This is a genomic window from Streptomyces musisoli, from assembly GCF_016741855.1.
Classification (GTDB): domain Bacteria; phylum Actinomycetota; class Actinomycetes; order Streptomycetales; family Streptomycetaceae; genus Streptomyces; species Streptomyces musisoli.
Window position 1 is genome coordinate 445,776 of record NZ_JAERRH010000002.1, and the last position, 22,185, is coordinate 467,960.

Consider the following 22,185-nt stretch of genomic DNA (forward strand, 5'->3'; position numbering starts at 1 on the left):
CCCGCGGGCGGGCGCGACGCACCACACGCTCACCGGGAGGCCGCCGATGGCCGCGACGCCGTTCGCCGGGGACGCCCCGAGCCCCCGCTACCCGCCCATCGCCGAGCACGGGCTCATCGGCGACCTGCGCAGTGTGGCCCTGGTCGGCACCGACGGAACGATCGACTGGTACTGCTGTCCCTCCTTCGACTCCCCGAGCGTCTTCGCGGCGATCCTCGACGCCGAACGGGGCGGACGCTTCGAGCTGGCCGCCGCCGTACCGGCGCGCACCAAGCAGTTCTACTTTCCCGACACCAACGTGCTGATCACCCGGTTCTTCACGGAGGACGGCGTCGGCGAGGTGCAGGACTTCATGCCCGTGTGCTGCGACGGCTCCGGCGAGGTGCGCCGGCACCGGCTGATCCGGCGGGTGGTGTGCGTGCGCGGCACCGTGCCGTTCCGGGCCCTGATCGCCCCGCGCTTCAACTACGGCGCCGACCCGCACACCCTGAGCGCCGTGGAGGGCGTGCTCGTCTTCGAGTCCCCCGAGCGGTCCCTGGCGCTCACCTCCACCGTCACGGTGGAGAACGACGGCCGGGACGCGCGGGCCGACTTCAAGCTGAGCGAGGGAGAGACGGCGGTGTTCGCCCTCGACCAGATCGGCGAAGAGGTCATGCCCCGCGGCTGCGCCCACGCCGAGGCGGAACACGAGTTCAACGCCACCGTCGCCTACTGGCGGAAGTGGCTGCACCAGTCCCGCTACCGGGGACGCTGGCGCGAGATGGTGCACCGCTCGGCCCTCACCCTGAAACTCCTCACCTACGCCCCCACCGGCGCCATCGTCGCCGCACCCACCACCAGCCTGCCCGAGCAGGTCGGCGGCGAGCGCAACTGGGACTACCGCTACGTGTGGGTGCGCGACGCCGCCTTCGCCGTCTACGCACTGCTCCGGCTCGGTTTCAGCGGCGAGGCCGCGGCCTTCATGAAGTTCCTGACCACGCACATCAGCCCCGGCGACGGCGCCGCCTCCGGACCGCTGCAGATCATGTACGGCATCGACGGCCGGGCCGACCTGCCGGAACGCGAGCTGCTCCATCTGGAGGGACACCTGGGCTCCGCGCCGGTCCGGGTCGGCAACGCCGCCGCCGACCAGCTCCAGCTGGACATCTACGGCGCCCTGATCGACTCCATCTACCTCTACGACAAGTGGGCGCAGCCCATCTCCAGCGGCCAGTGGGACGACGTGTGCCACCTGGTCGACTGGGTGTGCGACCACTGGGACCAGCCGGACGAGGGAGTGTGGGAGACCCGCGGCGGCCGCAAGAACTTCCTGTACTCCCGGCTGATGTGCTGGGTCGCGATCGAGCGCGCCATCCGCCTCGCCACCCACCGCGGACTGCCCGCCGACCACCGGCGCTGGCGCCAGGCCCGGGACAACATCTACCGGCGGATCATGGACCACGGCTGGTCGGACCGCCGCGGCGCCTTCGTGCAGTACGAGGACGCCGACGTCCTCGACGCCTCCGTGCTGATGATGCCGCTCGCCAAGTTCATCGCCCCCACCGACCCCAAGTGGCTGTCCACCCTGGACGCCCTGACCGACGACCTGGTCTCCGACTCCCTCGTCTACCGCTACGACCCCGAGGCCAGCCCCGACGGCCTCCGCGGCGACGAGGGCACCTTCTCCATCTGCTCCTTCTGGTACGTCGAGGCGCTCGTCCGGGCCGGCCGCGTCGACGAGGCCCGCCTGGCCTTCGAGAAGATGCTGACCTACGCCAACCATCTCGGCCTGTACGCCGAGGAGATCGGCCGCACCGGCGAACAACAGGGCAACTTCCCGCAGGCGTTCACCCATCTGTCCCTGATCAGCGCCGCGTTCAACCTGGACCGCGCCCTCGGCTGAGCCGTCCCGCACGTCCAGGCCCGGCGACGGCCGTCAACGCCGGGCCGGAACGGACGGTGTGTGCCCGCAAGTCGCACGGGTACCCGGGGCGTCCGGAAGCGGAATCGACTCAGGGTCGACAGAAGGAGGAGACCCCGGATGACCAGCACCAGCGAGACCGGCGACGTCACCGGCACCCGCGACAAGGACTACAACCTGATCTGGTACGTCGAGGCGTGCCTGAGCAACGCCCTGCGGCTGGAGCAGTACATCCAGGACGCGGAGCGTGACAAGGACAGCGAGGTCGTGGACCTGTTCCGCAAGGCCCAGGCCGACAGCCGCAAGGGTGCCGAGCTGGGCAAGCAGCTGCTGCGCTCGCGGCTGGACGGCGGCTGACCCCAACGCCGCGTCAGGCGAACCGGGAACTCGGAACGGGCCCGGCGGACCGCACGCGCGCCCGGTCACCGCGCAGCCACGTGCCCCCGACGGCCGTGGCGAACGCGGTGAACTCCGCGTCGCCGTCCGCCGGGCCCGTGCCGTCCCCAAGATCCCCGGACGGGTCGGCGCCGGTGATGCCGGCTGCGATCTCCGCCTCCGGGCGGTCGTCGGCCGGGCCCCGCTCCACCCCGCCGTCCGCCCCTTGGCGCAGCTGCTCGCCCCACGGCGCCACCACCGACTGGTGCAGCAGCGCGACGCTGTCCGGGATGACCGCGGGCGGGTCGGTCCAGCAGCAGGCGTGCGCGTGCAGCACCTGCCCCGCGGTGCGCTCGAACAGTTCACCGATCAGCTCCGGCCCGCCGTCGTGCGCCGCGACCCCGTCCAGGTCGTACGCCACGACCACGGTGTCCGCGCGGCCCGGCGCGAACGGCTCGGCCGGCAGGCCCAGCACCTCCGCCGCGGCCAGACCGAGGATCCGTGAGTCCCGGTCCGGCAGCAACGACACCGACGCCGGCCGCACCCCCGTGGCCGTCAGCAGGGCCCGCAGCCGCAGCAGCCCGCGCAGACACTGGCCCTCGGTGTCCTGGAGCCAGGCGTAGCGGCCGTTCATGCCCGCGTCGAAACCGTACGGGGACAGCGTGCCGAGGACCGTACCGCCCATCACGTACTGCCAGCCCCGCAGATCGGCCAGGTCGAGCGGGCCGGCCCGCTCGGCGTCGGCGGCGCGCGCGAGCATCCGGTTCTGCCGTTCCCGCGCCGGCTGCCACCGGGCGTCCTCCGGGTCGGACAGCGGCGCGTGATGCCGCCGGGCGAGGCCCAGGTCGCCCGCCAGCACGGCGTTGAACACCAGCAGATAGCGGTCGGGCCAGTCCTGGAGGCGGCTGTCGTGCCGGGCGAGTGCGGTCGCCGCCTCGCGGTGCCGGCCCTCGTCCTCGTACGCGGACACCAGCTCCCGCAGCACGGGCAGCGCGCCGTCGCTGCGGCGCAGCGCCTCCCGCAGCGCGGGAACCGCCAGATACGGCACCCCGCGTTCGACGCACGCGTACCCGAAGCCGTACAGCGCCCTGGGATCCTCCGGGGCGGCGGCCAGCGCGGCCGAGGCGTCCGCGAGGTCGTCGAAGCCGGCCGAGCCTGCGGCCCGCGCCACCACCCGGGCCACCTCGCCGAGCGGCTGGTCCTCCCCGGCGGCCCGCAGCCGTCGCAACGCACCGGGCACGTCTCCGGCGTCCAGGGCTTCCCAGGCGGCGCTGAGTCCGGGGGCAAGGGGGCGGCGATTCCTGCGCGAGAACATGCCGGAGATCATGACCCGCCGAACGAGGTGTGCTCAACGGAATTCCCGCGCGCGGACGCTCAGGGCAGCGGCTGCTCCGCCCAGATCACCTTGCCGTGCGGGGTGTACCGGGTGCCCCAGCGCTCGGCGAGCTGCGCCACCAGGAACAGGCCCCGGCCGCCCTCGTCGGTGCTCGCCGCGTACCGCAGATGCGGCGAGGTCGTGCTGCGGTCGGAGACCTCGCAGATCAGCGTGCGGTCGCGCAGCAGCCGTACCCCGATCGGGCCGCGCCCGTAGCGGATGGCGTTGGTGACCAGCTCGCTCAGGATCAGCTCCGTCGTGAACGCCAGCTCGTCCAGGTCCCAGTCGGACAGCTGCCGGGTCACCGAGGCCCGCACCTCCGACACCGCGGCCGGGTCGGACGGCACCTCCCACTGGGCGACCCGGTCGGGGCCCAGCTGCCGGGTGCGGGCGACGATCAGCGCCACGTCGTCGCTCGGCCGGGCCGGAAGCCGGTCCAGCACGGTACGGCAGGTGTCCTCCGGGGAGGCGCCCGGCGTCCGGCGCAGGGCGTCGCACAGCAGATCGAGCCCCTCGTCGATGTCCCGCTCCCGGTCCTCCACCAGGCCGTCGGTGTAGAGCACCAGCCGGCTGCCCTCCGCCAGTTCCAGCTCGGCCGTCTCGAACGGCAGCCCGCCCAGGCCCAGCGGCGGGCCCGCGGGCACGTCCGGGAAGTGCACGGTGCCGTCCGGCTGCACCAGCGCGGGCGGTGGATGACCGGCCCGGGCCAGGGTGCACCGCCGGGACACCGGGTCGTAGATCGCGTACAGACAGGTCGCGCCCGTCACCACGGCCGCACCGTTCGCCGGGGTCTCGTCCTGGTCGATCCGGCCGACCAGTTCGTCCAGCAGACCGAGGAGTTCGTCCGGCGGCAGGTCGAGCGAGGAGAAGTTGTGCACGGCCGTTCGCAGCCGGCCCATGGTCGCCGCCGCGTGCAGCCCGTGCCCCACGACGTCCCCGACCACCAGGGCCACCCGGGCACCGGACAGCGGCAGCACGTCGAACCAGTCGCCGCCGACCCCCGACTGGGCCGGCAGATAGCGGTAGGCGATCTCCAGGGCGCCCTGCTCGGGCAGGGTGCGTGGCAGCAGACTGCGCTGGAGGGTGACCGCCATGCTGTGCTCGCGGGTGTACCGGCGGGCGTTGTCGATGGACACCGCCGCCCTGGCCACCAGCTCCTCCGCCAGCGCCACCTCCTCGGCGTCGAACGGCTGGGGCTTCTCCGACCGCCAGAAGTTCGCCACGCCCAGCACCAGACTGCCCGCCCGCAACGGCACGGTGATCAGCGAGTGGATGCCGTACTCCAGTACCCGGTCGGTGCGCTCCGGGTTCTGCGCCCGCCAGCCGGGCTCCGCACGCAGCCGCGGCACGACGATCGACTGCCCGGTCGTCAGCGAGCGGGCCTGCGGCGAGGTGGCCACCCACCGGATCCGCTCGCCGACCGGGTACAGCGGGGCGTCCTCGCGGACGCCGGCGCAGGCCGCGCGGCGCAGCGCCGTCCCCGGCCGCGGCTCCTCACCGCCGAGCACCGCGTCGAAGAGGTCCACCGTCGCGAAGTCCGAGAACCGGGGCACCGCGAGCTCGGACAGCTCCTCCGCGGTCCGGGTCACGTCCAGGCTGGTGCCGATGCCCACCCCGGCGTCGTACAGCATGTTCAGCCGCTCCCGGGCCACCTCCGCACGGCCCGACAGGGCGCGCAGTTCGGTCGAGTCGCGCAGGGTGGTGACGCTGCCGGGCGGGCCGCCGCGCAGGTCCGTCGGTCGCTGGTTGATGGCCAGCAGACGGTCCTTGACCAGGTGCACCTCGTCGGTGGCGACCCGTCCCGAGGACAGCAGGCCCGCCGTCTCCTCGTCCAGGCCCAGCTCCAGCACATGCCGCCGCTCCGCGTCCGCGGGCAGGTTCAGCAGCCGGTGGGCCTCGTCGTTGGCGAGCAGCAGCCGGCCGTCGCCGCCGACGATCAGCACACCCTCCCGGACCGCGTGCAGCACGGCGTCGTGGTGCTCGTACATCCGGGTCATCTCGTACGGCCCGAGCCCGTGCGTCTGGCGCAGCAGCCGTCTGCTCACCAGGGCCGTACCCCCGGTGGCCAGCACGAGCGCGACCGCCGCGGCGGCGAGCAGCAACGGCAGCTGCTGCTCGGCGGTCCCGCCCACGTGCGCGGTGGTGATCCCGGCGGACACCAGACCCACCACCTTGCCGTCCGAGTCCTTCACGGGCACCACGACCTGCACCAGCGGCCCGATGGTGCCGGTGATGTGCTCGGTGACCGTGCGGCCTTCCAGGGCCGGGGTGATGTCCCCGACGAACTTCTTGCCGATGCGGTCGGTATTGGGGTGCGTGTAGCGGATGCCGTCGGTGTCCATCACGACGATGAAGTCCACGCCGGTCTCCTTGCGGGCGGCCTCCGCGCGCGGCTGGAGCACGGCCGTGGGATCGGGGGAGCGCAGGGCGGCGACCGTGCCGGGCGCGTGCGCGAACGTCTCGGCCACGGCGAGGGAACGATTCGCCGCCTCGACGTCGCTGTCGTGCCGGACCTGGAGCACCTGGGCCACCACGGCCGAGACGACCAGCAGCAGCACGATCACCACTTGCAGGACGAACACCTGACCGGCCACGCTGCGTCCGGTCACCGCCGACCGGAGCACCCCGGGCCGGCTGCCGTTCGTGCCCTGTTCCGGCTGCGACGGGCTGTGCGGTGCGCGCGGGTGCCCGAACGATCGGGGCGGCCGAGTCGCGGGCCGGCCGGGCAGTCGCACCATGTGCCCATGTCTACACTGCCCGGCGCCGTCAGGCGAGACTGTCACCCGAGGTGACGACCGCCGACCGGGCGCCACCGGATCCGTACCGGCGTCGCGGGGGCGGTGTGACCCGGTCACGGCCGGTGCGGAAGTGTCGGTCCGCGGGCGGCCTGGCCCCGCCGGCCGTCGCGTGGGAGCGGCGCGCGGCGGGCGGCCAGGAGGAGGGCGACGTCGTCCGGGCGGTCGGTGGCGAGCCGGGCGGTGGCCGTGAGCCGGTCGGCGACCCCGGACAGGGACCGCCCGCCGCGCCGGCCGGCGGCGGCGCCGGCCTTGGCGAGGGCCAGCCGCAGCGCGGTGATGCCGTCGTCGATGTCCGCGCCGGGCCGCTCCACCAGGCCGTCGGTGTACATGGCGAGGATCGCGTCCGGCTCCAGCAGCAGTTCGGTCACCGGATACCGGGCCGACGGGTCCACCCCGAGCACCACCCCGCCCGCGATCTCCAGCACCCGGGTACGGCCGTCCGGGCAGCGCAGCAGGGGCGGCGGATGGCCCGCCCGGGCGATCCGGGCCCGGCCGGTGGCGGGGTCCAGGCGCAGATAGCAGCAGCTGGCGAACTGGCCGGGGTCCAGGTCGATCAGCAGGAGATTGGTGCCGCTCAGGACCTCGTCCGGCGGCCGGTCGCCCAGCGCGAACGCCCGGACGGCGCTGCGCAGCTGGCCCATGGTGGCCGCCGCCTGCACCCCGTGCCCCTGCACGTCACCGATGACCAGGGCCAGTCCGTCCCCGGCCCCGACCACGTCGTACCAGTCGCCGCCCACGTCCATGCCCTGCGTGCCTGGGAGGTAGCGGCCCGCGGTCTCCACCCGCGGATGCGTCGACAGCCGGCGCGGCAGCAGGGCCTGCTGAAGCCCGCGGGCCAGGGCCGCCTCGCTGTCGTAACGGCGGGCCCGCTCCATCGCCTGGGCGATCAGCCCGGCGAGCGCCGTGAGGACCGTCCGCTCCTGCGTGCTGAAGCCGCGCGGGCGGTCGAAGCCGAGGATGCACGAGCCGACCGGCCGGCCGGAGGCGATCAGCGGCAGGAACGCGCGGGCCCCCACGTCGGTGTCGAGCGCGAGGCCCGGATAAGCCGTCGCGAGCTGCTGCATCGACTCGAAGAACAGCGGCCGGCCGGTGGTCAGGGTCTCCACGCCCGGGATCGGCACGTCGAGGCCCACACCGTCGAACGGGGCGAGGAACCCCTGCGGGAACCCGGTCTCCCAGGCCAGGTACAGGTGCCGGTCCTGGAGCAGGTAGATGGCCAGCCGCCGGCCGCCGAACGCGGGCAGCAGCTCCTGCGTGACCACCACCGACACCTGCCGGGCGGTCACCGCGTCCGTCAGGGCGATGGCCAGCGCGATCGGCCGGTACAGCGGCGCCATCGAGCGGTCGCCCACCACGGTGTCCTCGTCCGGGTGCGGCTCCGGCACCGGCTCCGCCGTGGTGTCCATGCGGCTGGCCGGGACGAGCGTGAAGGTCAGCAGGTCCGTGCCGGGATGCACCGACACGGCCAGCCAGTCGCCCTCGGCGGGCCCGTCCCGCTCGCCGTGCGGCCGCTGTACATGGAAGTGCACCGGTTCGGGGGCGAGCAGGGCGCCGCGCAGGTGGTCGTCGTAGGGCGGGCCGGTCAGCCAGGGCAGCGCGTCCCACAGCGCACGCCCGAGCAGCCATTCCCGGGTCCGGCCCGTGAGCCGGGCCAGCGCCGGGTTGGCGTACACGATCACCCCGAGCCGGTCCAGGCAGAACACACCCTGCGGCAGCAGGTCGGCCGCACCGTCCGCGGAGGCCGCCGAACCGGGGTGGAACACCACACCGCCGACCGCCGGCCCGACGGCGTCGGCACCCGCCGGCCACACGGCCAGCAGCCGCGGTGAGCCGTCGCGGGCCCGCAGGACGAGCGGGGCGTTCGGCGGCTTCCCGGCGGCGGCGTCGCGCAGCGCGGCCAGGATCAGGTACGCGTCGGCCGGGGCCACGGCCTCCGCGAGCGCCGTGTCCGTCCCCGCGAACTCTCCGGGGCGCAGCCCCAGAAGGGCGTGCAGCCGGTCGTCGGCGCGCACCACGGCGGCCTCCGGGTCCCAGCTGAACCGTCCCACGGCGGCCTGTGCGGTCCGGCCCGCGGGCGGCCGGACGCACATCGGCTCCCCGTCCCAGAGGACCGCGCTCTCGTCCCCGTCGGCCAGGGCGAGCAGTTCGGCGCCCAGGCCCTCGGCCAGCCGGGCGAGCAGCTCCCGGTCCAGGAGTTCGTCGTCGGCGTCCGTCACCGCCGGGCGCAGCACCGTGAGCACTCCCAGCGGCTCGGTCCCGCCCGGCACCGGGACGTGCACCGACCCGAACGGGAAGGGCAGACCGGCGGCGAACTGCGGATACCGGCGCATGGTCTCCGTGGCGTTCGGCAGGATCACCTGGACGCCGAGCCGGTAGGCGTCGGCGACGGGGAAGGGACGGTCGACGTGCAGCCGCCACCAGGGCCTGAACAGCGGGCCGGGCAGTCCCGCGAGCACGGAGAGGCGCAGCAGGCCCGGGGTGCCGGACCGCAGATAGACGCCGGCCACCCGGCCGCCGGCCGCGCCGAGGGCGCCGGCCGAGGCGTCGACCAGCAGCGCGGCCAGCCGGTCCCGCGTACGGACCGCCTGCTCGTCGCTCCCGGCCATGGGCCCTACCTCGTCCCGTGTGCCTCCGCTGGATGACACAGCAAGAATGCGCCACGAGACACGCCGAATGCACCTGGGCGGCGAGGAGAAACCCGGAAGACAACGGGCGCGCCCCTCCGGACCGGCTTCCGCGCACGAGGCCGGTGTCGCGTGGCCGGGGAGTGGGGGGCGTGCCTGTTCGCGTTCCGCTTATGGGACCGGTGTGGCGTGGGCGGGGGTGGGGGGCGTGCCGGTCGGTGTTCCGCTTATGGGACTGGAGCGGCTTGGTCGGGGGGAGAGGGTGTGGCGCCTCGGAGTGCTGGCTCACGGGCCCGGAGACGGGGGCGGGAGGTAGGGGGCGTGCGGCTCTGTGTTCCGTTTACGGGATCGGAGACGTGTGGATGGGAGGAGGGGGCGTGCCCGTCCGTGTTCCGCTTACGGGGACCGGAGTGGCGTAGCCGGGGGTGGGGGCGCGTGCCTACCCGTATGGCTCACGGGACCGGAGACGTGTGGCCGGGAGGCGGGGGGCGGGCCACGGCCGGGGCGGCGAAGGTGGGCGCCCGGTCGGCTCACACCAGTGCCCCGCCCGAGTGGCGGGGCCCCGGACCCGCTCCTAGTAATGGACTCCGTAACGCCGCGACCGTGTGCGGGGGCGCAGGTGCGGTCGCACGCCTCTCCTGGAGCCGAGATGACGACCCGCCCTTCGTCCACCCGTCCCGACGACTCGCTGATAGCCCCGGCACCGGCCGCCACCGGCCTCGCCACTCCGTCCCCGCAGCTGCTGCTGTGGCCCTTGCGGCCCCCCGAGGGACTTCCCGACCCCCAGCCGGCGGACGATCCCGCATCGGATGGTCCCCGGCCGGCTGATCCCCAGTCGGGAGGTCCCCAGCCGGGTGATCCCGAGTCCGGTGGTCCCCGGCCGGGTGATCCCGCATCGGGTGGTGTCCAGCAGGCTGATCCCGAGTCGGCTGCTCGCAAGTCGGACGATCCCCTGCGCGGCCTGGTCCACGCGGCCGTCGCCGACCGTCCGCTGGAGGACGTCGTTCGGCTCATCACCCTGCTGGAGGGCTCGCCCGAGCACGCCCGGAGCAAGGCCGACGCGCTGCGCGCGGTGGCGGTCGACCGGTCCGTGGAGGACCTCACCCGCCTGGTGACGCTGCTGACCAAGCCGCCCCGGGAGACGGACAGCGCCGACGAGGCGATCCGTGTCGCCGCCGAGTGCCGCCCCTTGGAGGACGTCTCCCGGCTGATGGAGCTGCTGCACCGCAGACCGGTGGAGCCCCACTGCTGGGAGGAGGCCGTACGGGCGGTGGCCGTCCACCGGCCCGTCGAGGAGCTGGCCGAGCTGATCGGCCGGCTGACCGCCGACCGGGAGGCGTCCGAGCGGCGCCTGCCCGATCCGCCGGATCGGGAGCCGGCGGGAATCGGACCCGCAGGTTTCGGGCTGACCGGTGTGGGGTCGTCCGGTGTCGAGCCGATGGGGGCAGGGCCGGCCCGCCCCGAGCCGGCGCGCGCCGAGCCGGCGGATTCCGAGCCCGTCGGCCCCTCCTGGTCCGCGCCCACCGCCCCGGTACCGGCGATCGCCGCGGCCCTGCGGATCCGGCCCGCGGGGGAGCGGCCCGCCAAGGAACGGCCGCAGAAGAAGCGGCAGCCGAGGCAGCGTCAGGTGGCCGGTGAGCGGGCCGCGGACGGCCAGGCCACGGTCGCTTGCGTGTGGGCCGCCCGGGGCGCCGCGCTGCTCGTGCTCCTGTGCGGGCTGGCCCACGTCCCGCGCTACTGGAGCGGGCTGTCCCACGGCGTCCTCGGGGCCACCCTGCTCGCCTCGGCGCTGTGCGGCCTGCTGGCGCTCGCCCTCACGGCGCGCGCGGCCTCGGCCCGCCTCGTCGCCGCGACGGCCGCCGTCGGCGTGACGGCGGTGCTCGCCGCGGGGCACGTGCTCGGCGGACGGTTCGGCCTGCCCGACCCGGCCCGGCTGGAGATGGCGACCCTGGCGCCGCCCTGGCTGGCCGGCCCGGCGGCCGCGGCAGCCGCCCTCGGGGCACTGTCGGTCCTGCTGACCGGCCTGGCCCCCGCCAACGCCCCACGCGACGGCGTGCATTGAGCGGAGGGGGCCGTAGGGCCGGGGCCGGGCGCGTGGTGCGGCATGCCGCAGCCGGTCAGGCCTCGGTCGTCCCCCGCGGCAGCGGCCCTGCGGAGCGCAGGCTCCGCAGGGCGAGGATCAGGACGCCGATGTCGTCCAGGTAGACCGGGTCCGGCAGCAGATCGGCGGGCAGCAGCAGATAGGCGACCGCGCCCCAGAACACCCAGCGCGGGCCCGTCGGCAGCCCTGCCCGCCGCAGCGTCCGCCGGGTCCGGACCAGCCGTACCAGCAGACCGACGGCGACGGCGAGCAGCACCGCCGCGACGCAGGCCGCGATCACCAGCAGGGTCGTGGTCGTGTCCATCCTGGCTCCTTGTCCGCGCTCCTTGTCCGCGCTCCTTGTCCGGGTGGGACGGGAACGACTACGACGAGCCCTCGGGCGCGTCGCCGCCGGCACCCGCCCGGTCGTCACCGTCCCGCACGTCACCGTCCGGCGTTCGGTTCCGCACGGCGCCGTTCCGGTCGTCACCGTCCCGCACGGCACCGGTCCGGTCGTCACCGTCCCTCACGGCACCCGCCCGGTCGTCACCGTCCCGCACGGCGCCCCTCCGGTCGTCACCGTCCCGCACGGCGCCGTCCGGCGTGCCGTTGCGCACGGTGCCGTCCGGCGTGGCGTCCGTGGCGGACTCCGGCTGCTGCCGGCCCTTGGCAGTGAACCTCAGCCGTTCAAAGGTACGCGTCAACTGCTGGAGCGCGCCCGGTGTCCGGGGGCCGGGCCGCTGGGGCGGCACGGCGGGCGCGGGCACGTCCCGGTACGCGGACAGCGCCTCCAGGGCCTGCTCGGCAGCGTGCTTGTACAGGTCCCGGGACTTCGTCATGGCCTCCAGCGCCTCGGCGTACATCGCCACCAGCCGCCGCTCGCGCTCCAGTTCCTCCTGGAGGGTGAGCAGGGTCCAGTTCTCGCGCAGATCCGTCAGTGCCTCCCCGGCGTCCCGCGGCAGCGGCCGGGGCAGTGCGACGAAACGGCGCAGCGCCGCGACGAGTTCCGACGGCTCCGAACCGTCCAGGAAGACGCTGCGCACGCGGTGCTCCCGGCCGTCGTACCCCTCCGGCGCCGGGTCCGGCGGCAGCAGCACCGCGCCGCCGCGCGGCACCTCCACGCCGAGGTCCTTCAGCGCCCAGTTGACGCCCCGCAGTTGCTGCGGTGCGGCCCGGTGCTCGACCACACGGTGGCGCAGACCGGGCGGCAGCAGCGCCGCCAGCGGCAGCCGGCCGCGCTCGTCCGGCGTCATCGCCTCGTGCACGACGACATGCACGCACCACGCCTCGCGCGCCGCGTCCCGCAGCCGGCGCCGCATCTCCTTGTCGTCCTCGGGCAGGGCGTTGACCTGCCGTAGCCGCAGACCGGCAACGGTGGGGTGATGATCCCAGGAGTCGTCGTCGCCGTCGGCGGAGGCGCCCTCCGGCCAGAACAGGGTGACGGGCGAGGGCCACGCGTCGTCCCACGGCCGCTCCGCCTCCGCCACCAGCCGCCACTCGTGGCCCTGCGGCCGGTCCTGACGCGGTTCGAGGGTGAGCCGGGCCCGCACGGTCACCGTGCCGTCGGCCCGCCATCGGGCCTCGAACACCCGCCGGGACGGATCCTCGGCGGCGGGCGGCTCGGCGAAGTCGTCGATGTCCCCGCTCTCCTTGTGCCGGCGCAAGGTGCGGCGGACGACGTCCTCGGGGGCGCGACCGGTGTGGCGGCCCCGGGCCGCCCAGAGGGTCTGCGGGATGGCGGCGCGGTCGGTGGCGGAGTTCGACATGAGCCAATCTGCTGATGGGGGCGGGTGCGCCTCCCAGTATCACCGCTCGCCGGTGCGGCACGGCGCCCGGGGGCCCGGCCCCGCGCGTCGCCCGGGAGCGCGACCGGCGCACGGGGTGCGCGCCGTACGCCCGGGGTGTGCGCGGTACGCGTCAGGTGCCCGCGGTTCACCCGTGCCCGGCCGCCGGGCACCGCGCCCCCAATGGTCCGGCGAACGGGGCCCGCCCGTCCATCCGCTTCGGGGCGGTCCCCGTTCACCCCCCACCCCCCACCCCACCCACACCCACGTCACCCCCCACGCCTCGCCGCGGCCCGTTTCCCCCGGACGGCGGACACGGCGCGCCTGACCGGTTCACTTCGCGCGATATATATCGGTAGCCGATATATACTGAGCGCATGACAGCGAAGGGCATGACCCGTGCGGCGTTCTTCGTCCTCACGGCGCTCGCCGACCAGCCCCGGCACGGCTACGGCATCCTGCGCGAGGTGGAGGAACTGTCCGACGGGGAGGTGCAGCTGCGCGTCGGCACGCTCTACGGCGTGCTCGACCGCCTCACCGCGGACGGCCTCATCGTGCTGGACCGGGAAGAGGTGCAGCAGGGCCGGCTGCGGCGCTACTACCGGCTGACCGACGAAGGCGTGGCGGCACTCGACGCGGAGGCCGAGCGGATGGCCGCCGGCGCCGGGGCCGCCAAGCGGCGCATCGCCGAGGGCCGCCGCGCCGGCACCCCGGCCCGCCCCGCCGCCGAGGGCCCGGCCGGCCTCGAACGCCCCACCCCACCCGGACTCGCGGGAGGCTACGCATGACCACACTGCTGGAAACCCGCTACCGCGCGGTCCTGCGCCTGCTCCCGGCCTACTACCGGCGCGAACGGGAGGAGGAGATGGTCGAGACGTACCTGTGGGACCTCGACCGCGACACCCAGGACCAGAGCCGGCCCACCCTCGGGGAGGTGGCCAGCATCGCGGCGCTGGCCGTGCGCTGCCGGCTCGGCGCGCCCGGCGCGCCCCGCCCGTACGCCCTCCTGGGCTCCGCAGTCCGCCAGTTCGCCCTGTTCGCCGTGCTGCTCCAGGCCACCTCCGCGGTCGTGGACCGGGCCCTGGGCCTGACCTGGGCCTTCACCCGGGGCGCCGACGAACGGCGGATGTTCCTCACCGGGTTCACCGGCCAGGACACGACCGGCACGGTCGTCGCCGTGCTCACCTGGACGCTCCCCCTGCTGTGGACGGTGGCCTACTTCGCGCTGCTGCACGACCACCGCCGCGCGGCCCGGTACGGCGCGCTCGCCGCGGCCCTGCCCACCCTGTGGCCGCTGGCCGGCTCGCTCGCCGACGACCAAGCCGTGCCGTGGATGCCCTGGTACGACACCCCGGCGGCGCTGCTGGCCTGGCTGCCGGTGCTCGCCCTGTGCGCCGCCCATCACCGGGACGCGCCCCCCGCCCGCCTGCCCGCGGGCTCCCCGGGACTGGTGTTCCTGGCCGGGTGCGTGGTGACGGGCGGGTCGATCGTGCTGGTGCCGGCCGCCGCTGACACGGTCTGGGCGCCCGCCACCGGCTTCGTCGTGGGCGCCCTCGGCTGGCTGCTGTGGCGTGCCCGGCGCATGGACCGCACGCCCCCCGGTGCCGCCCTCGCCCTGGCCGCGCTCGGCCTGCTCGTGCTCGTGGTGCGGGTCGCCGCCCTCTACCCCTGGCTGCACGTGCCCGGAGCCGGCGCGCTGGTCGGCGGCGGCCTCGGCCAGACGGCGGCCCTCGTCCTGCTGACCGCGGCACTGACCGTGGTCGCGGGCCGCGACCTCGTCCGGCGCTGACCGCCCGCACCGGCACCCGGTGGCCCCGCCCCGCCCGGCCGGACCTCAGTGCGGGAACGCGCGGGGCGGTCGCTGGCGCGGCAACTCCTCCCGGAATTCGGCGATCACCGTGCTGATCTGGCGCATCAGCACGGTGTTCTCCAGCCGGTCCAGATAGAGGCCGGCGGCCGCCAGCGCGGGCAGGTCGACGCAGAAGTACAGCGCCATCAGCGGATTGACGAACAGTTCGCTGCCCCGGGTGCGTTCGGTGAACCGCACGTCGCCGAAGTCCCCGCGCACCGCCGCGGAGACGGACCCGTGCACGATGCTCGGATGACTCGCGTGGCAGCGCTGGGCGTGGGCCACCGCGTCGAGGTAGGCCGCGCCCTCCGGGCTCTCGCGCGGGAGGGAGAACGCGCCGAGGTAGCCGCCCGCGCGGTCCAGGGCGGCCAGGTTCTCCAGGACCAGGGAGTGGTTGACGCCGTGGTGGGCGTCCACCCCGAAGCCCAGGCAGGCCACCAGCCGCTGCGCCACCTCCGGGAGCCCGGCGACGGCGGCCAGACTGGCCATGTCCTCCTCCGGAGTCCCGAGGCCGTGCTCGTCGCCGCGCATCAATATGTCCGTGCCGCCGTCCACCAGAACGATCGCGTCCACCCCGCCGAGGTGCGCGAGGAGCGCCCGGTACGCGGCGCGCAGCGGCTCGACTCCCGTGCGCGGGAAGGCGTACACGACGTCGGGCAGGTCCTGGGACCGCAGCCACCGGGTGAGGGAACGCTCGGGGAAGTAGTCACCGCGCAGCGGGGTGTCCGGGCGGATCTCGGCGACGTCCTCCTCGACCCAGCTGTCCAGGTCCAGGCCGTACAGGTCGGCGAAGGACAGGCTCGCCAGGTGCACTTCCTTGCCGGCCGAACGCAGCGCGAGGGCGAGCGGGAGCCCGGCGTAGACGTCGAAGCCGCCGCCGGCGCCGGCGACGAGCACGCGACGGGCCTCGCGCAGGCGGGTGAAGAAGGCGGGTTCGGACAAAGAGAACATCGCAGGACCCTAACAGGGCGTAAGCGGGGCCGCGTTGAGGGTTCTCCCGGAACGGCCCCGGACGCGGCCCCGACGGTCCACAGGGGGTGATGCGGTGGCTTGTGCCGGTTGTCCACAGGCCCGGACCGGAGGTCGGACGCTCGTGCCAGGATCGCCACATGCTCACTCACGACCTGCTGCCCGCAGAACCCCACCGGTCCAGGACCTACGCCCGCTGGGTCGCGTCCCACGACCCGGGTGCCGAGAGTGCCGCCGTCGCCCTGCTCGACGAGGTCTCGGCAGCCGTGTCGTCGGCGTACCCCAGGATGGGGCGCTGCCTGGAGCGGCTGCGGCGGCCGGCGAGCGGGCTGCCGCCCGCCCACCGGCCCTGGTTCTGGGACACGGTCGCGCACCGCCTGCTGGGCTTTCCCGGCGGCGCCGCCGCCAAGGCATACACACTGGCCCGCAAGGCGGAACAGGAGCACGCGCTGCCCGCGGACCCGGACTGGCGGCGAGCCAACGCATGGCTGCTCGCGACGCACGGAGCCCTGCCGGTGAAGGAGCTGAGCGACCATCAGCGCTGGCTGGCCGGGCAGCTGACGCCCGCAGAGGCACACGAGGAGTACGTGCGCGTGCTCACCGCCTGGGCGGCCTCACCCGGCGACCTCCCCGCCGACCTCGCCCGCCGGATCGCGGCCTCCGCGCGCTCCGCCGGCCTCGGCACCGACGAGGAGGCCAGGATCCTGGGGCACGTCCTCGGCGCCGCACGCGGCAAGGCGGTCCCGGACGCTCTGCTGGAGGCCGCCGCCGGACCGCTGGGCGACCATCCGCAAGGACCCCGGGTGCAGGCCGCGTTGCTCGACCTGTTCCCGGAGTCCCGCAAGGACGCGGCGGCCTGGCTGCGGCTGCTGCTGCGCGGCGGGATCGTGGACGCGGCCGCGGGCGGCCACCTCGATCCGGAGGGCGGCCCGGCCGGCTGGCTGCGCCGGTACACGCGCACGTACCGGCACCGAAAAGTGGCGTACGGAGGCGTGACGAGCCAGCCCGTGCCCGCCGAACTCCTCCAGATCGTCTCCCGGTTCGCCCCCCGGCTGCGCGCGGCGGGCACACCCGTGGTGATCCACGAGGACAGGTACCGCTGGCCGGGCCTGGACGCCGATCTCCTGGACGCCTGCCTCGCCGAGGGCATCACCGTCGAGGACCCCGGCGACGCCGTGCGGCTGACCTTCTGGGACGACCGGTCGCGCCGCGACCTGAAAGCCCTGGCCGCCCACCCGGTGTTCGGCCGCCGCCTGGAAGGCACCGTGCACGACGGGCTGCGCGGCGCCGGCACGGCGATCACCCGGCTCCCGGCGAACGCCGGCATCGCCGCCGAGGTGCACACCCGCGTGGAGGGCCTGCTCGGCGCGTTGCGCGGCGGCGGGCTCGCCGCGGCCGACGAGGCGGTCGGTGAACTGGCCGGCCTCCTCGACCGGCCCACCGCCACCGCCCTGGACGGCATCGAGGAGGCGCTGGCCGCGCTGGATCTCACCGGCCCGCTGGCCCGCGCGCTGCGCGCCGGGCTGCCCGAGGAACTGGGCTGGCCCGCCCTGGAGGAGGCCCTCAGCGGCTTCGACCCGGCCGACACCCTCCGCGTCACCTGCACCTGGCCCGTCCTCACCGTCTTCGGGGCCGGCCGCGCCGTGGCCGTCGACCCCGTGGGCACCCGTGCGACCTGCACGTTCCGCGTGCCGGACGAGTCGGCCTCGCACGCCGTCCACTACGTCGGCGGGCAGTTCCTCGTCAGCTGGCACACCGGCGACCGCCACTCGTCCGCCGAGGGGGCCTTCTGGGCCGACCGGCCGCACGAGGTGTTCACCCCGGAGGACCGCTTCGGACTGCGGCCGTACGGCGGACTGATCCGGGGCGGGTTCGGGTACCAGTTCGAGACACCGGACCGCGGGGGCCGGTTCGACGGGGAGCGGGTGCTGCGGCCGGGCGGACGCGAGGGCATCGGCGGCCACGACTTCCAGATGAGCGACGGCCTGCGGTTCTTCGGTGCCGAGGTGTTCCACACCCGCGGCAACTGGACGCCCCACGACCCCGTGACCGGCGCCCCCGCGGCCGACCGCACCCTGCCCGACTTCCACCGCGACCGCGAAATCCCGCCGGGCATGGAGGAGTTCGAAGGCGGCCAGTACCTCGCGGAGCTGCCCGAGGGCGCCCCGGCCTCCCCGTTCGGCCAGGACGGACGGCTCGTCGGCTGCCGCGTCCTCAACCGCACCCCCTATCAAGGCCCTTCACCCACCGAATTCCTGCTGGAGTCGGTCGACGGCCGCACCGCCCGCTACCGCAGCCGCCGCTTCGGCCGCCACCCCTGGGGCGTCATCGCCCTCCCCGAGGGCGGCGAGGACGCCGTCACCGTCGGCGAGACGACCATCCGCTGCCACGCCGCCACGGACAACTCGCTGCTGTGGCAGGTGCAGGGCTTCGTCCCGCCCTCCGAACGCGACCGCGACCATCCGCCCACCCTCGGCGAGGCGGCCGGCCCGGTGCCGCCGCCCGCGTTCTGGCACTTCCTCACCCCACGCGACGAACGCTCCTCCAAGGCACTGCGCACCGTCTCCGGCGCGACCGTGCGCGCCCTCCTGGACGCCGCCCTGGACACCCCCGACGACGACGGGCTGCGCACCCGGGTCACCGGTCTGCTGCCCGAGGCCGGCGACGCCCGGGTGCGGGACGGGGTGGCGCGCGCGGCCCGGCTGGCGGCCGATGTCCTGCGCCGCCGCCAGGAGCTGTCCCGGCGCGTCGGCATCATGCGCTCAGGCCCGGTGGTGGACCTCCCCGCCGACATCCCCGACACCGCTCTCCTCCCCGCCCTCAACGGCCTCCTGCCCGACCTGCGCGCCTACGAGGCCCACGTCCCCCAGCCGCACGCCGGCACCCTGACCGCCGTCGCCGCCGACGGCCGCTTCCTGCGCGGCGAGATCGACGACGAGACCCGCCGGCTGGCCCCGCCCGCACGTCCCGCGGAATGGCAGGTGCTGCTGGGGCACGTCGACGCCGTCGCCTGGCGGGCCGCCGTCGAGACCACGTCCGCGGACGAACGCACCGCGCTGAACGCCCTGCTGCGGGCCTGGAGCCGGCAGCCCTTCGCCGAACCCGGCGGCGCCTGGCGCACCGGCCGGGCCCCGGCGCAGGAGGCGGCATCGAGGGCGGACACGGCGGCCGGCCCCGCCCGCGGCGGGCTCTCCCGCTTCCTCCAGCCGGCCGCCGCCCCCGCTCCGGCGGGCACCGAGGAGGAGCGGACCGTGGAGATCACCCGGGACGACGCCGCACGCCTCGTCCGCCTGCTGGAACTGGTCGAAAGCGAGGGACCGGTCCCGCTGACCCCGGAGGCCCTCGCCGTCTTCTCCTGGCGCACCGGGGTACGGCGCCCCGTCGCCACCCTGGCCCTCGGCGGCCTCCCGAGCCGCGAAGGACACCACGAGCACGCCAGGATGCTGCGTTCCAAGCCCTACAAGGCGAACAGGACCACGGCCACGGAGTACGACGGATTCCGGCACCGACTGGGCCCCCACGGCCGGCGCGCCCTGCTCGCCGCCGGGCTCCCGGAGGACCCGGCCGAGCTGTGGACGGCGGACGGCCTGGTCCGGGCCGCGGAACGCATGGCGGCCGTCTGGGCGGAACGGCTCGGCACCCGGCCCTACGTCGACGAGGAGCTGGCGGACGCCCTGGAGGCGGATCTCGGCCTTCCCGCCGACTGGGCACGCGCCCTGTCCGCCGGCCGCCCGCCGGCCGAACCGGGCGGACAGGTCCTGGTCGGCAGCCGCAGCGGCCGGCTCCACCTGCACCAGGCGGAGCCGGACGGCACACCCGGTCCGTGGATACGCCGCGACCGGGCCCCGCACACCGAGACGCTGTCCGTGATCGCCTGGGCCCTGACCGAGCGGCCGGTGGGCGACCCCGCCGCCGACGGCGCGCTGAGGCTGCACGAGCGCCTTCGGGAATGGTTCGCCGCGCCGGACACGCTGGTCGAGCTGCCGGCCTGCCCGGCCCTGGCCGAGGCCGCCGCCGCGGATCCGGCCTTCCGGCCCTACGCGGGCACCGTGGTCCCGTGCCCGCAGCCGCTCCTGGACACCGTCTCGCAGCCCTCCACGGCGGTGGACGACGGAACGTTCGTCGTCGCGGTCCCGAGCGGGGACGTCTTCCTGCGTACGGCCGCCCTCGCCGCACCGGAGAAGGTGACGCGGGCGCTGGCACTGTGCGGCCGGCTGGATCTGCCAGGGCTCCGGCGGGACGTCACCCGCACCCGGGCGCTGTTCGACGGCCTGGCCCGGATGGCGGCCCGCGCGGCCGCGACACCCGTGCCCGTCGGCGGCTACGAGGCCCACCCCGCCCTCAGCGTCCCCGGTCTGGTCGCCGAGGTCGCGGGCCGGCTCGATGTCGGTGCGGACGCCGCCGCGCTCCACCTCCAGCTGCGTGCCCTCGCCCGGCCGACGGACCGCAACGTCCGCCGCTGGAACGGCTGGACGGCCGCCCGGCACAAGGCGGCACAGGCGGAGCTGGTGGCGGTCGGGGCCGTGGAGACCGGCCGGCGGGCCAGGGCCGGGCGCACGGCCTTCGCCCACGGCACATGGGAGACCCTCGACGCGCCCCATCTTCCCGTGGAGAGCGACAAGCTGAACACCCACGGCGCGGTCCGGGCGGGCAAGCTCCTGTACGGCCCCTTCACCCGGCTGCTGTCCCCGGTGCCGCTGCACGAGCTGTTCGCACAGGCGGCGGGGTCCGGACAGGAGGCACCGGCCGCGGGGCCAGGAGAAGAAGCACAGGCGGCGGGCGCCGGACCGGGAGCGCGGGTGGCGAGGTCCTGAACGCCGCGGGGGCCGGCGCCGCGGCGCCGGCCCCCGCGGCCGGAGATGAGCCGGGACCTTACGCCCCGCTGCCGCGCAGCATGTCCTCACGCTCGACGATCTTCACCCGTTCGCGGCCCTGCGGCTCGCCCAGGGCGCGTTCGGCGGCGTCCAGCTTGTACCAGCCCTCCCAGGTGGTGAAGCGGACGTTCTGCTCGGCGAGGAAGGCGTCCACGGCCTCCGGCTCGGGCGCCGAGGGGGCGTGCAGCCGGCCGTTGGCGTAGTCGTCCAGCAGGTTGGCCACGGTCTCGTTGGCGTCGCCCTTGGTGTGGCCGATGAGGCCGACCGGGCCGCGGCGGATCCAGCCGGTGACGTAGGTGGACTGAAGCGGGGCGCCGCCCTCCTCGATCACCCGGCCGCCCTCGTCGGGGACGGTCCCGGAGTCGATGTCCCAGGGCAGCTTGGGCAGCTTCTCGGAGAGGTAGCCGACCGCGCGGTAGACGGCCGTGACGTCCCAGTCCTTGAACTCGCCGGTGCCCTTGACGTTGCCGGTGCCGTCCAGGGCGGTGCGCTCGGTGCGCAGGCCGACGACCTTGCCGTCCTCGCCGAGGATCTCGGCCGGGGACTCGAAGAAGTGCAGGAACAGCTTGTGCGGACGGTTGCCGGTGTCCCGGATCGCCCAGTTCTCCAGCGTCTTCGCGACCATGTCGGCCTGCTTGTTGCCACGCCGGGTCTCGATCGAGCCCTCGTCGTAGTCGATGTCCTCGGGGTCGACGATGACCTCGATGTTCGGGGAGTGGTCCAGCTCGCGCAGCTCCATCGGGCTGAACTTCGCCTGCGCCGGGCCACGGCGGCCGAAGACGTGGATCTCCACGGCCTTGTTGGCCTTCAGGCCGTCGTAGACGTTCGGCGGGATCTCGGTCGGCAGCAGTTCGTCGGCGGTCTTGGCCAGGACGCGGGCCACGTCCAGGGCCACGTTGCCGACGCCGAGCACGGCGACCTTCTCGGCCTCGAGCGGCCAGGTGCGCGGCACGTCCGGGTGGCCGTCGTACCAGGAGACGAAGTCGGCGGCGCCGTAGGAGCCGTCGAGGCCGATGCCGGGTATGGACAGCTCACGGTCGGCCATCGCGCCGGTGGAGAAGATCACCGCGTCGTAGAAGGCGCGCAGGTCGTCCAGGTCGAGGTCCGTCGGGTAGTCGACGTTGCCGAACAGACGGATCTGCGGCTTGTCCAGCACCTGGTGCAGGGCGGTGATGATGCCCTTGATGCGCGGGTGGTCGGGAGCGACGCCGTAGCGGATCAGGCCGAACGGGGCGGGCATCCGCTCGAAGAGGTCGATGGACACGCCGGGGTCGGCGGCCACGTCGGACTTGAGCAGGGCGTCGGCGGCGTAGATCCCGGCGGGGCCGGCTCCGACGATGGCTACCCGCAGGGGGCGCGGCATGATCAGGTTCCCTTCGAGCGTGAATGGGCGACTTGATCACGAAGCCTAAACTAAGGCATCCCTAAGTTGGTACGGGGGTCTGGTCTATGACCTCATAAGCTGACCTTATGGCTTTTCCAGGGGTTGCTTATGTGCGGCGCCGGGCACGGGCCGGCGGCGAGGGGTGAGCCGGGCCCGTACGGCCAGCAGCCCCA

General features: G+C 74.8%; 13 protein-coding genes. 6 read left to right on the forward strand and 7 right to left on the reverse strand.

Annotated elements, in window-relative coordinates:
* Positions 1 to 46: 46 nt before the first annotated feature.
* Positions 47 to 1,882, forward strand: a complete 1,836-nt coding sequence (locus JK361_RS05800) for a glycoside hydrolase family 15 protein (RefSeq protein ID WP_201814565.1) — start codon at positions 47 to 49, stop codon at positions 1,880 to 1,882.
* A 138-nt stretch (positions 1,883 to 2,020) separates the two neighbouring features.
* Positions 2,021 to 2,257, forward strand: a complete 237-nt coding sequence (locus JK361_RS05805) for a hypothetical protein (protein ID WP_201814566.1) — start codon at positions 2,021 to 2,023, stop codon at positions 2,255 to 2,257.
* A gap of 13 nt (positions 2,258 to 2,270) precedes the next feature.
* Here JK361_RS05805 and JK361_RS05810 read toward each other — a convergent pair whose 3' ends face one another.
* The 3 genes from JK361_RS05810 to JK361_RS05820 form a co-directional block, all read right to left on the reverse strand.
* Entirely contained in the window at positions 2,271 to 3,590 is a 1,320-nt protein-coding gene (locus tag JK361_RS05810; RefSeq protein ID WP_201814567.1) for a tetratricopeptide repeat protein, read from the reverse strand.
* A gap of 59 nt (positions 3,591 to 3,649) precedes the next feature.
* Positions 3,650 to 6,388: a SpoIIE family protein phosphatase gene (locus tag JK361_RS05815; RefSeq protein WP_236052505.1), complete on the reverse strand. Its 2,739-nt coding sequence runs from the start codon at positions 6,386 to 6,388 to the stop codon at positions 3,650 to 3,652.
* Positions 6,389 to 6,501: 113 nt separating this feature from the next.
* On the reverse strand, positions 6,502 to 9,054 hold the full coding sequence (locus JK361_RS05820; protein WP_201814568.1) for a SpoIIE family protein phosphatase: 2,553 nt from the start codon (positions 9,052 to 9,054) through the stop codon (positions 6,502 to 6,504).
* Positions 9,055 to 9,721: 667 nt separating this feature from the next.
* On the opposite strand from JK361_RS05820, the gene JK361_RS05825 reads away from it, so the two are divergent.
* The gene (locus tag JK361_RS05825) at positions 9,722 to 11,134 is read left to right on the forward strand and encodes a hypothetical protein (RefSeq protein ID WP_236052506.1); all 1,413 of its coding nucleotides are present in this window, start codon (positions 9,722 to 9,724) and stop codon (positions 11,132 to 11,134) included.
* Between the two features lie 55 nt (positions 11,135 to 11,189).
* On the opposite strand, the gene JK361_RS05830 is transcribed toward JK361_RS05825, so the two are convergent.
* Together JK361_RS05830 and JK361_RS05835 are read right to left on the reverse strand one after the other, a co-directional pair.
* Positions 11,190 to 11,477, reverse strand: a complete 288-nt coding sequence (locus tag JK361_RS05830) for a DUF1232 domain-containing protein (protein ID WP_201814569.1) — start codon at positions 11,475 to 11,477, stop codon at positions 11,190 to 11,192.
* Positions 11,478 to 11,535: 58 nt separating this feature from the next.
* Positions 11,536 to 12,918 (reverse strand): hypothetical protein, encoded by a 1,383-nt coding sequence (locus JK361_RS05835; RefSeq protein ID WP_307787178.1) that lies wholly within the window; start codon positions 12,916 to 12,918, stop codon positions 11,536 to 11,538.
* Between the two features lie 410 nt (positions 12,919 to 13,328).
* Here JK361_RS05835 and JK361_RS05840 point away from each other — a divergent pair, with 410 nt between their 5' ends.
* Together JK361_RS05840 and JK361_RS05845 are read left to right on the forward strand one after the other, a co-directional pair.
* Positions 13,329 to 13,724: a PadR family transcriptional regulator gene (locus tag JK361_RS05840; protein ID WP_201814995.1), complete on the forward strand. Its 396-nt coding sequence runs from the start codon at positions 13,329 to 13,331 to the stop codon at positions 13,722 to 13,724.
* Entirely contained in the window at positions 13,721 to 14,725 is a 1,005-nt protein-coding gene (locus JK361_RS05845) for a hypothetical protein (protein WP_201814570.1), read from the forward strand. The genes JK361_RS05840 and JK361_RS05845 overlap by 4 nt, the downstream gene beginning before the upstream one ends.
* A 45-nt stretch (positions 14,726 to 14,770) precedes the next feature.
* Here JK361_RS05845 and JK361_RS05850 read toward each other — a convergent pair whose 3' ends face one another.
* Complete coding sequence (locus JK361_RS05850) at positions 14,771 to 15,736, reverse strand: DUF1152 domain-containing protein (protein WP_201814571.1); 966 nt, start codon at positions 15,734 to 15,736, stop codon at positions 14,771 to 14,773.
* Positions 15,737 to 15,894: 158 nt separating this feature from the next.
* Here JK361_RS05850 and JK361_RS05855 point away from each other — a divergent pair, with 158 nt between their 5' ends.
* On the forward strand, positions 15,895 to 20,568 hold the full coding sequence (locus JK361_RS05855) for a hypothetical protein (protein ID WP_201814572.1): 4,674 nt from the start codon (positions 15,895 to 15,897) through the stop codon (positions 20,566 to 20,568).
* Positions 20,569 to 20,626: 58 nt separating this feature from the next.
* On the opposite strand, the gene JK361_RS05860 is transcribed toward JK361_RS05855, so the two are convergent.
* Positions 20,627 to 21,991 carry an FAD-dependent oxidoreductase gene (locus JK361_RS05860; RefSeq protein WP_201814573.1) on the reverse strand — a complete coding sequence of 455 codons (1,365 nt, stop codon included), beginning with the start codon at positions 21,989 to 21,991 and terminating at the stop codon, positions 20,627 to 20,629.
* Positions 21,992 to 22,185 lie beyond the last annotated feature (194 nt).

Bases quoted from the DNA above. Each gene is read 5' to 3' on its own strand.
- JK361_RS05800 (WP_201814565.1), top strand. From the start codon at position 47: ATGGCCGCGACGCCGTTCGCCGGGGACGCCCCGAGCCCCCGCTACCCG.
- JK361_RS05805 (WP_201814566.1), top strand. From the start codon at position 2,021: ATGACCAGCACCAGCGAGACCGGCGACGTCACCGGCACCCGCGACAAG.
- JK361_RS05810 (WP_201814567.1), bottom strand. From the start codon at position 3,590: ATGTTCTCGCGCAGGAATCGCCGCCCCCTTGCCCCCGGACTCAGCGCC.
- JK361_RS05815 (WP_236052505.1), bottom strand. From the start codon at position 6,388: ATGGTGCGACTGCCCGGCCGGCCCGCGACTCGGCCGCCCCGATCGTTC.
- JK361_RS05820 (WP_201814568.1), bottom strand. From the start codon at position 9,054: ATGGCCGGGAGCGACGAGCAGGCGGTCCGTACGCGGGACCGGCTGGCC.
- JK361_RS05825 (WP_236052506.1), top strand. From the start codon at position 9,722: ATGACGACCCGCCCTTCGTCCACCCGTCCCGACGACTCGCTGATAGCC.
- JK361_RS05830 (WP_201814569.1), bottom strand. From the start codon at position 11,477: ATGGACACGACCACGACCCTGCTGGTGATCGCGGCCTGCGTCGCGGCG.
- JK361_RS05835 (WP_307787178.1), bottom strand. From the start codon at position 12,918: ATGTCGAACTCCGCCACCGACCGCGCCGCCATCCCGCAGACCCTCTGG.
- JK361_RS05840 (WP_201814995.1), top strand. From the start codon at position 13,329: ATGACCCGTGCGGCGTTCTTCGTCCTCACGGCGCTCGCCGACCAGCCC.
- JK361_RS05845 (WP_201814570.1), top strand. From the start codon at position 13,721: ATGACCACACTGCTGGAAACCCGCTACCGCGCGGTCCTGCGCCTGCTC.
- JK361_RS05850 (WP_201814571.1), bottom strand. From the start codon at position 15,736: ATGTTCTCTTTGTCCGAACCCGCCTTCTTCACCCGCCTGCGCGAGGCC.
- JK361_RS05855 (WP_201814572.1), top strand. From the start codon at position 15,895: ATGCTCACTCACGACCTGCTGCCCGCAGAACCCCACCGGTCCAGGACC.
- JK361_RS05860 (WP_201814573.1), bottom strand. From the start codon at position 21,991: ATGCCGCGCCCCCTGCGGGTAGCCATCGTCGGAGCCGGCCCCGCCGGG.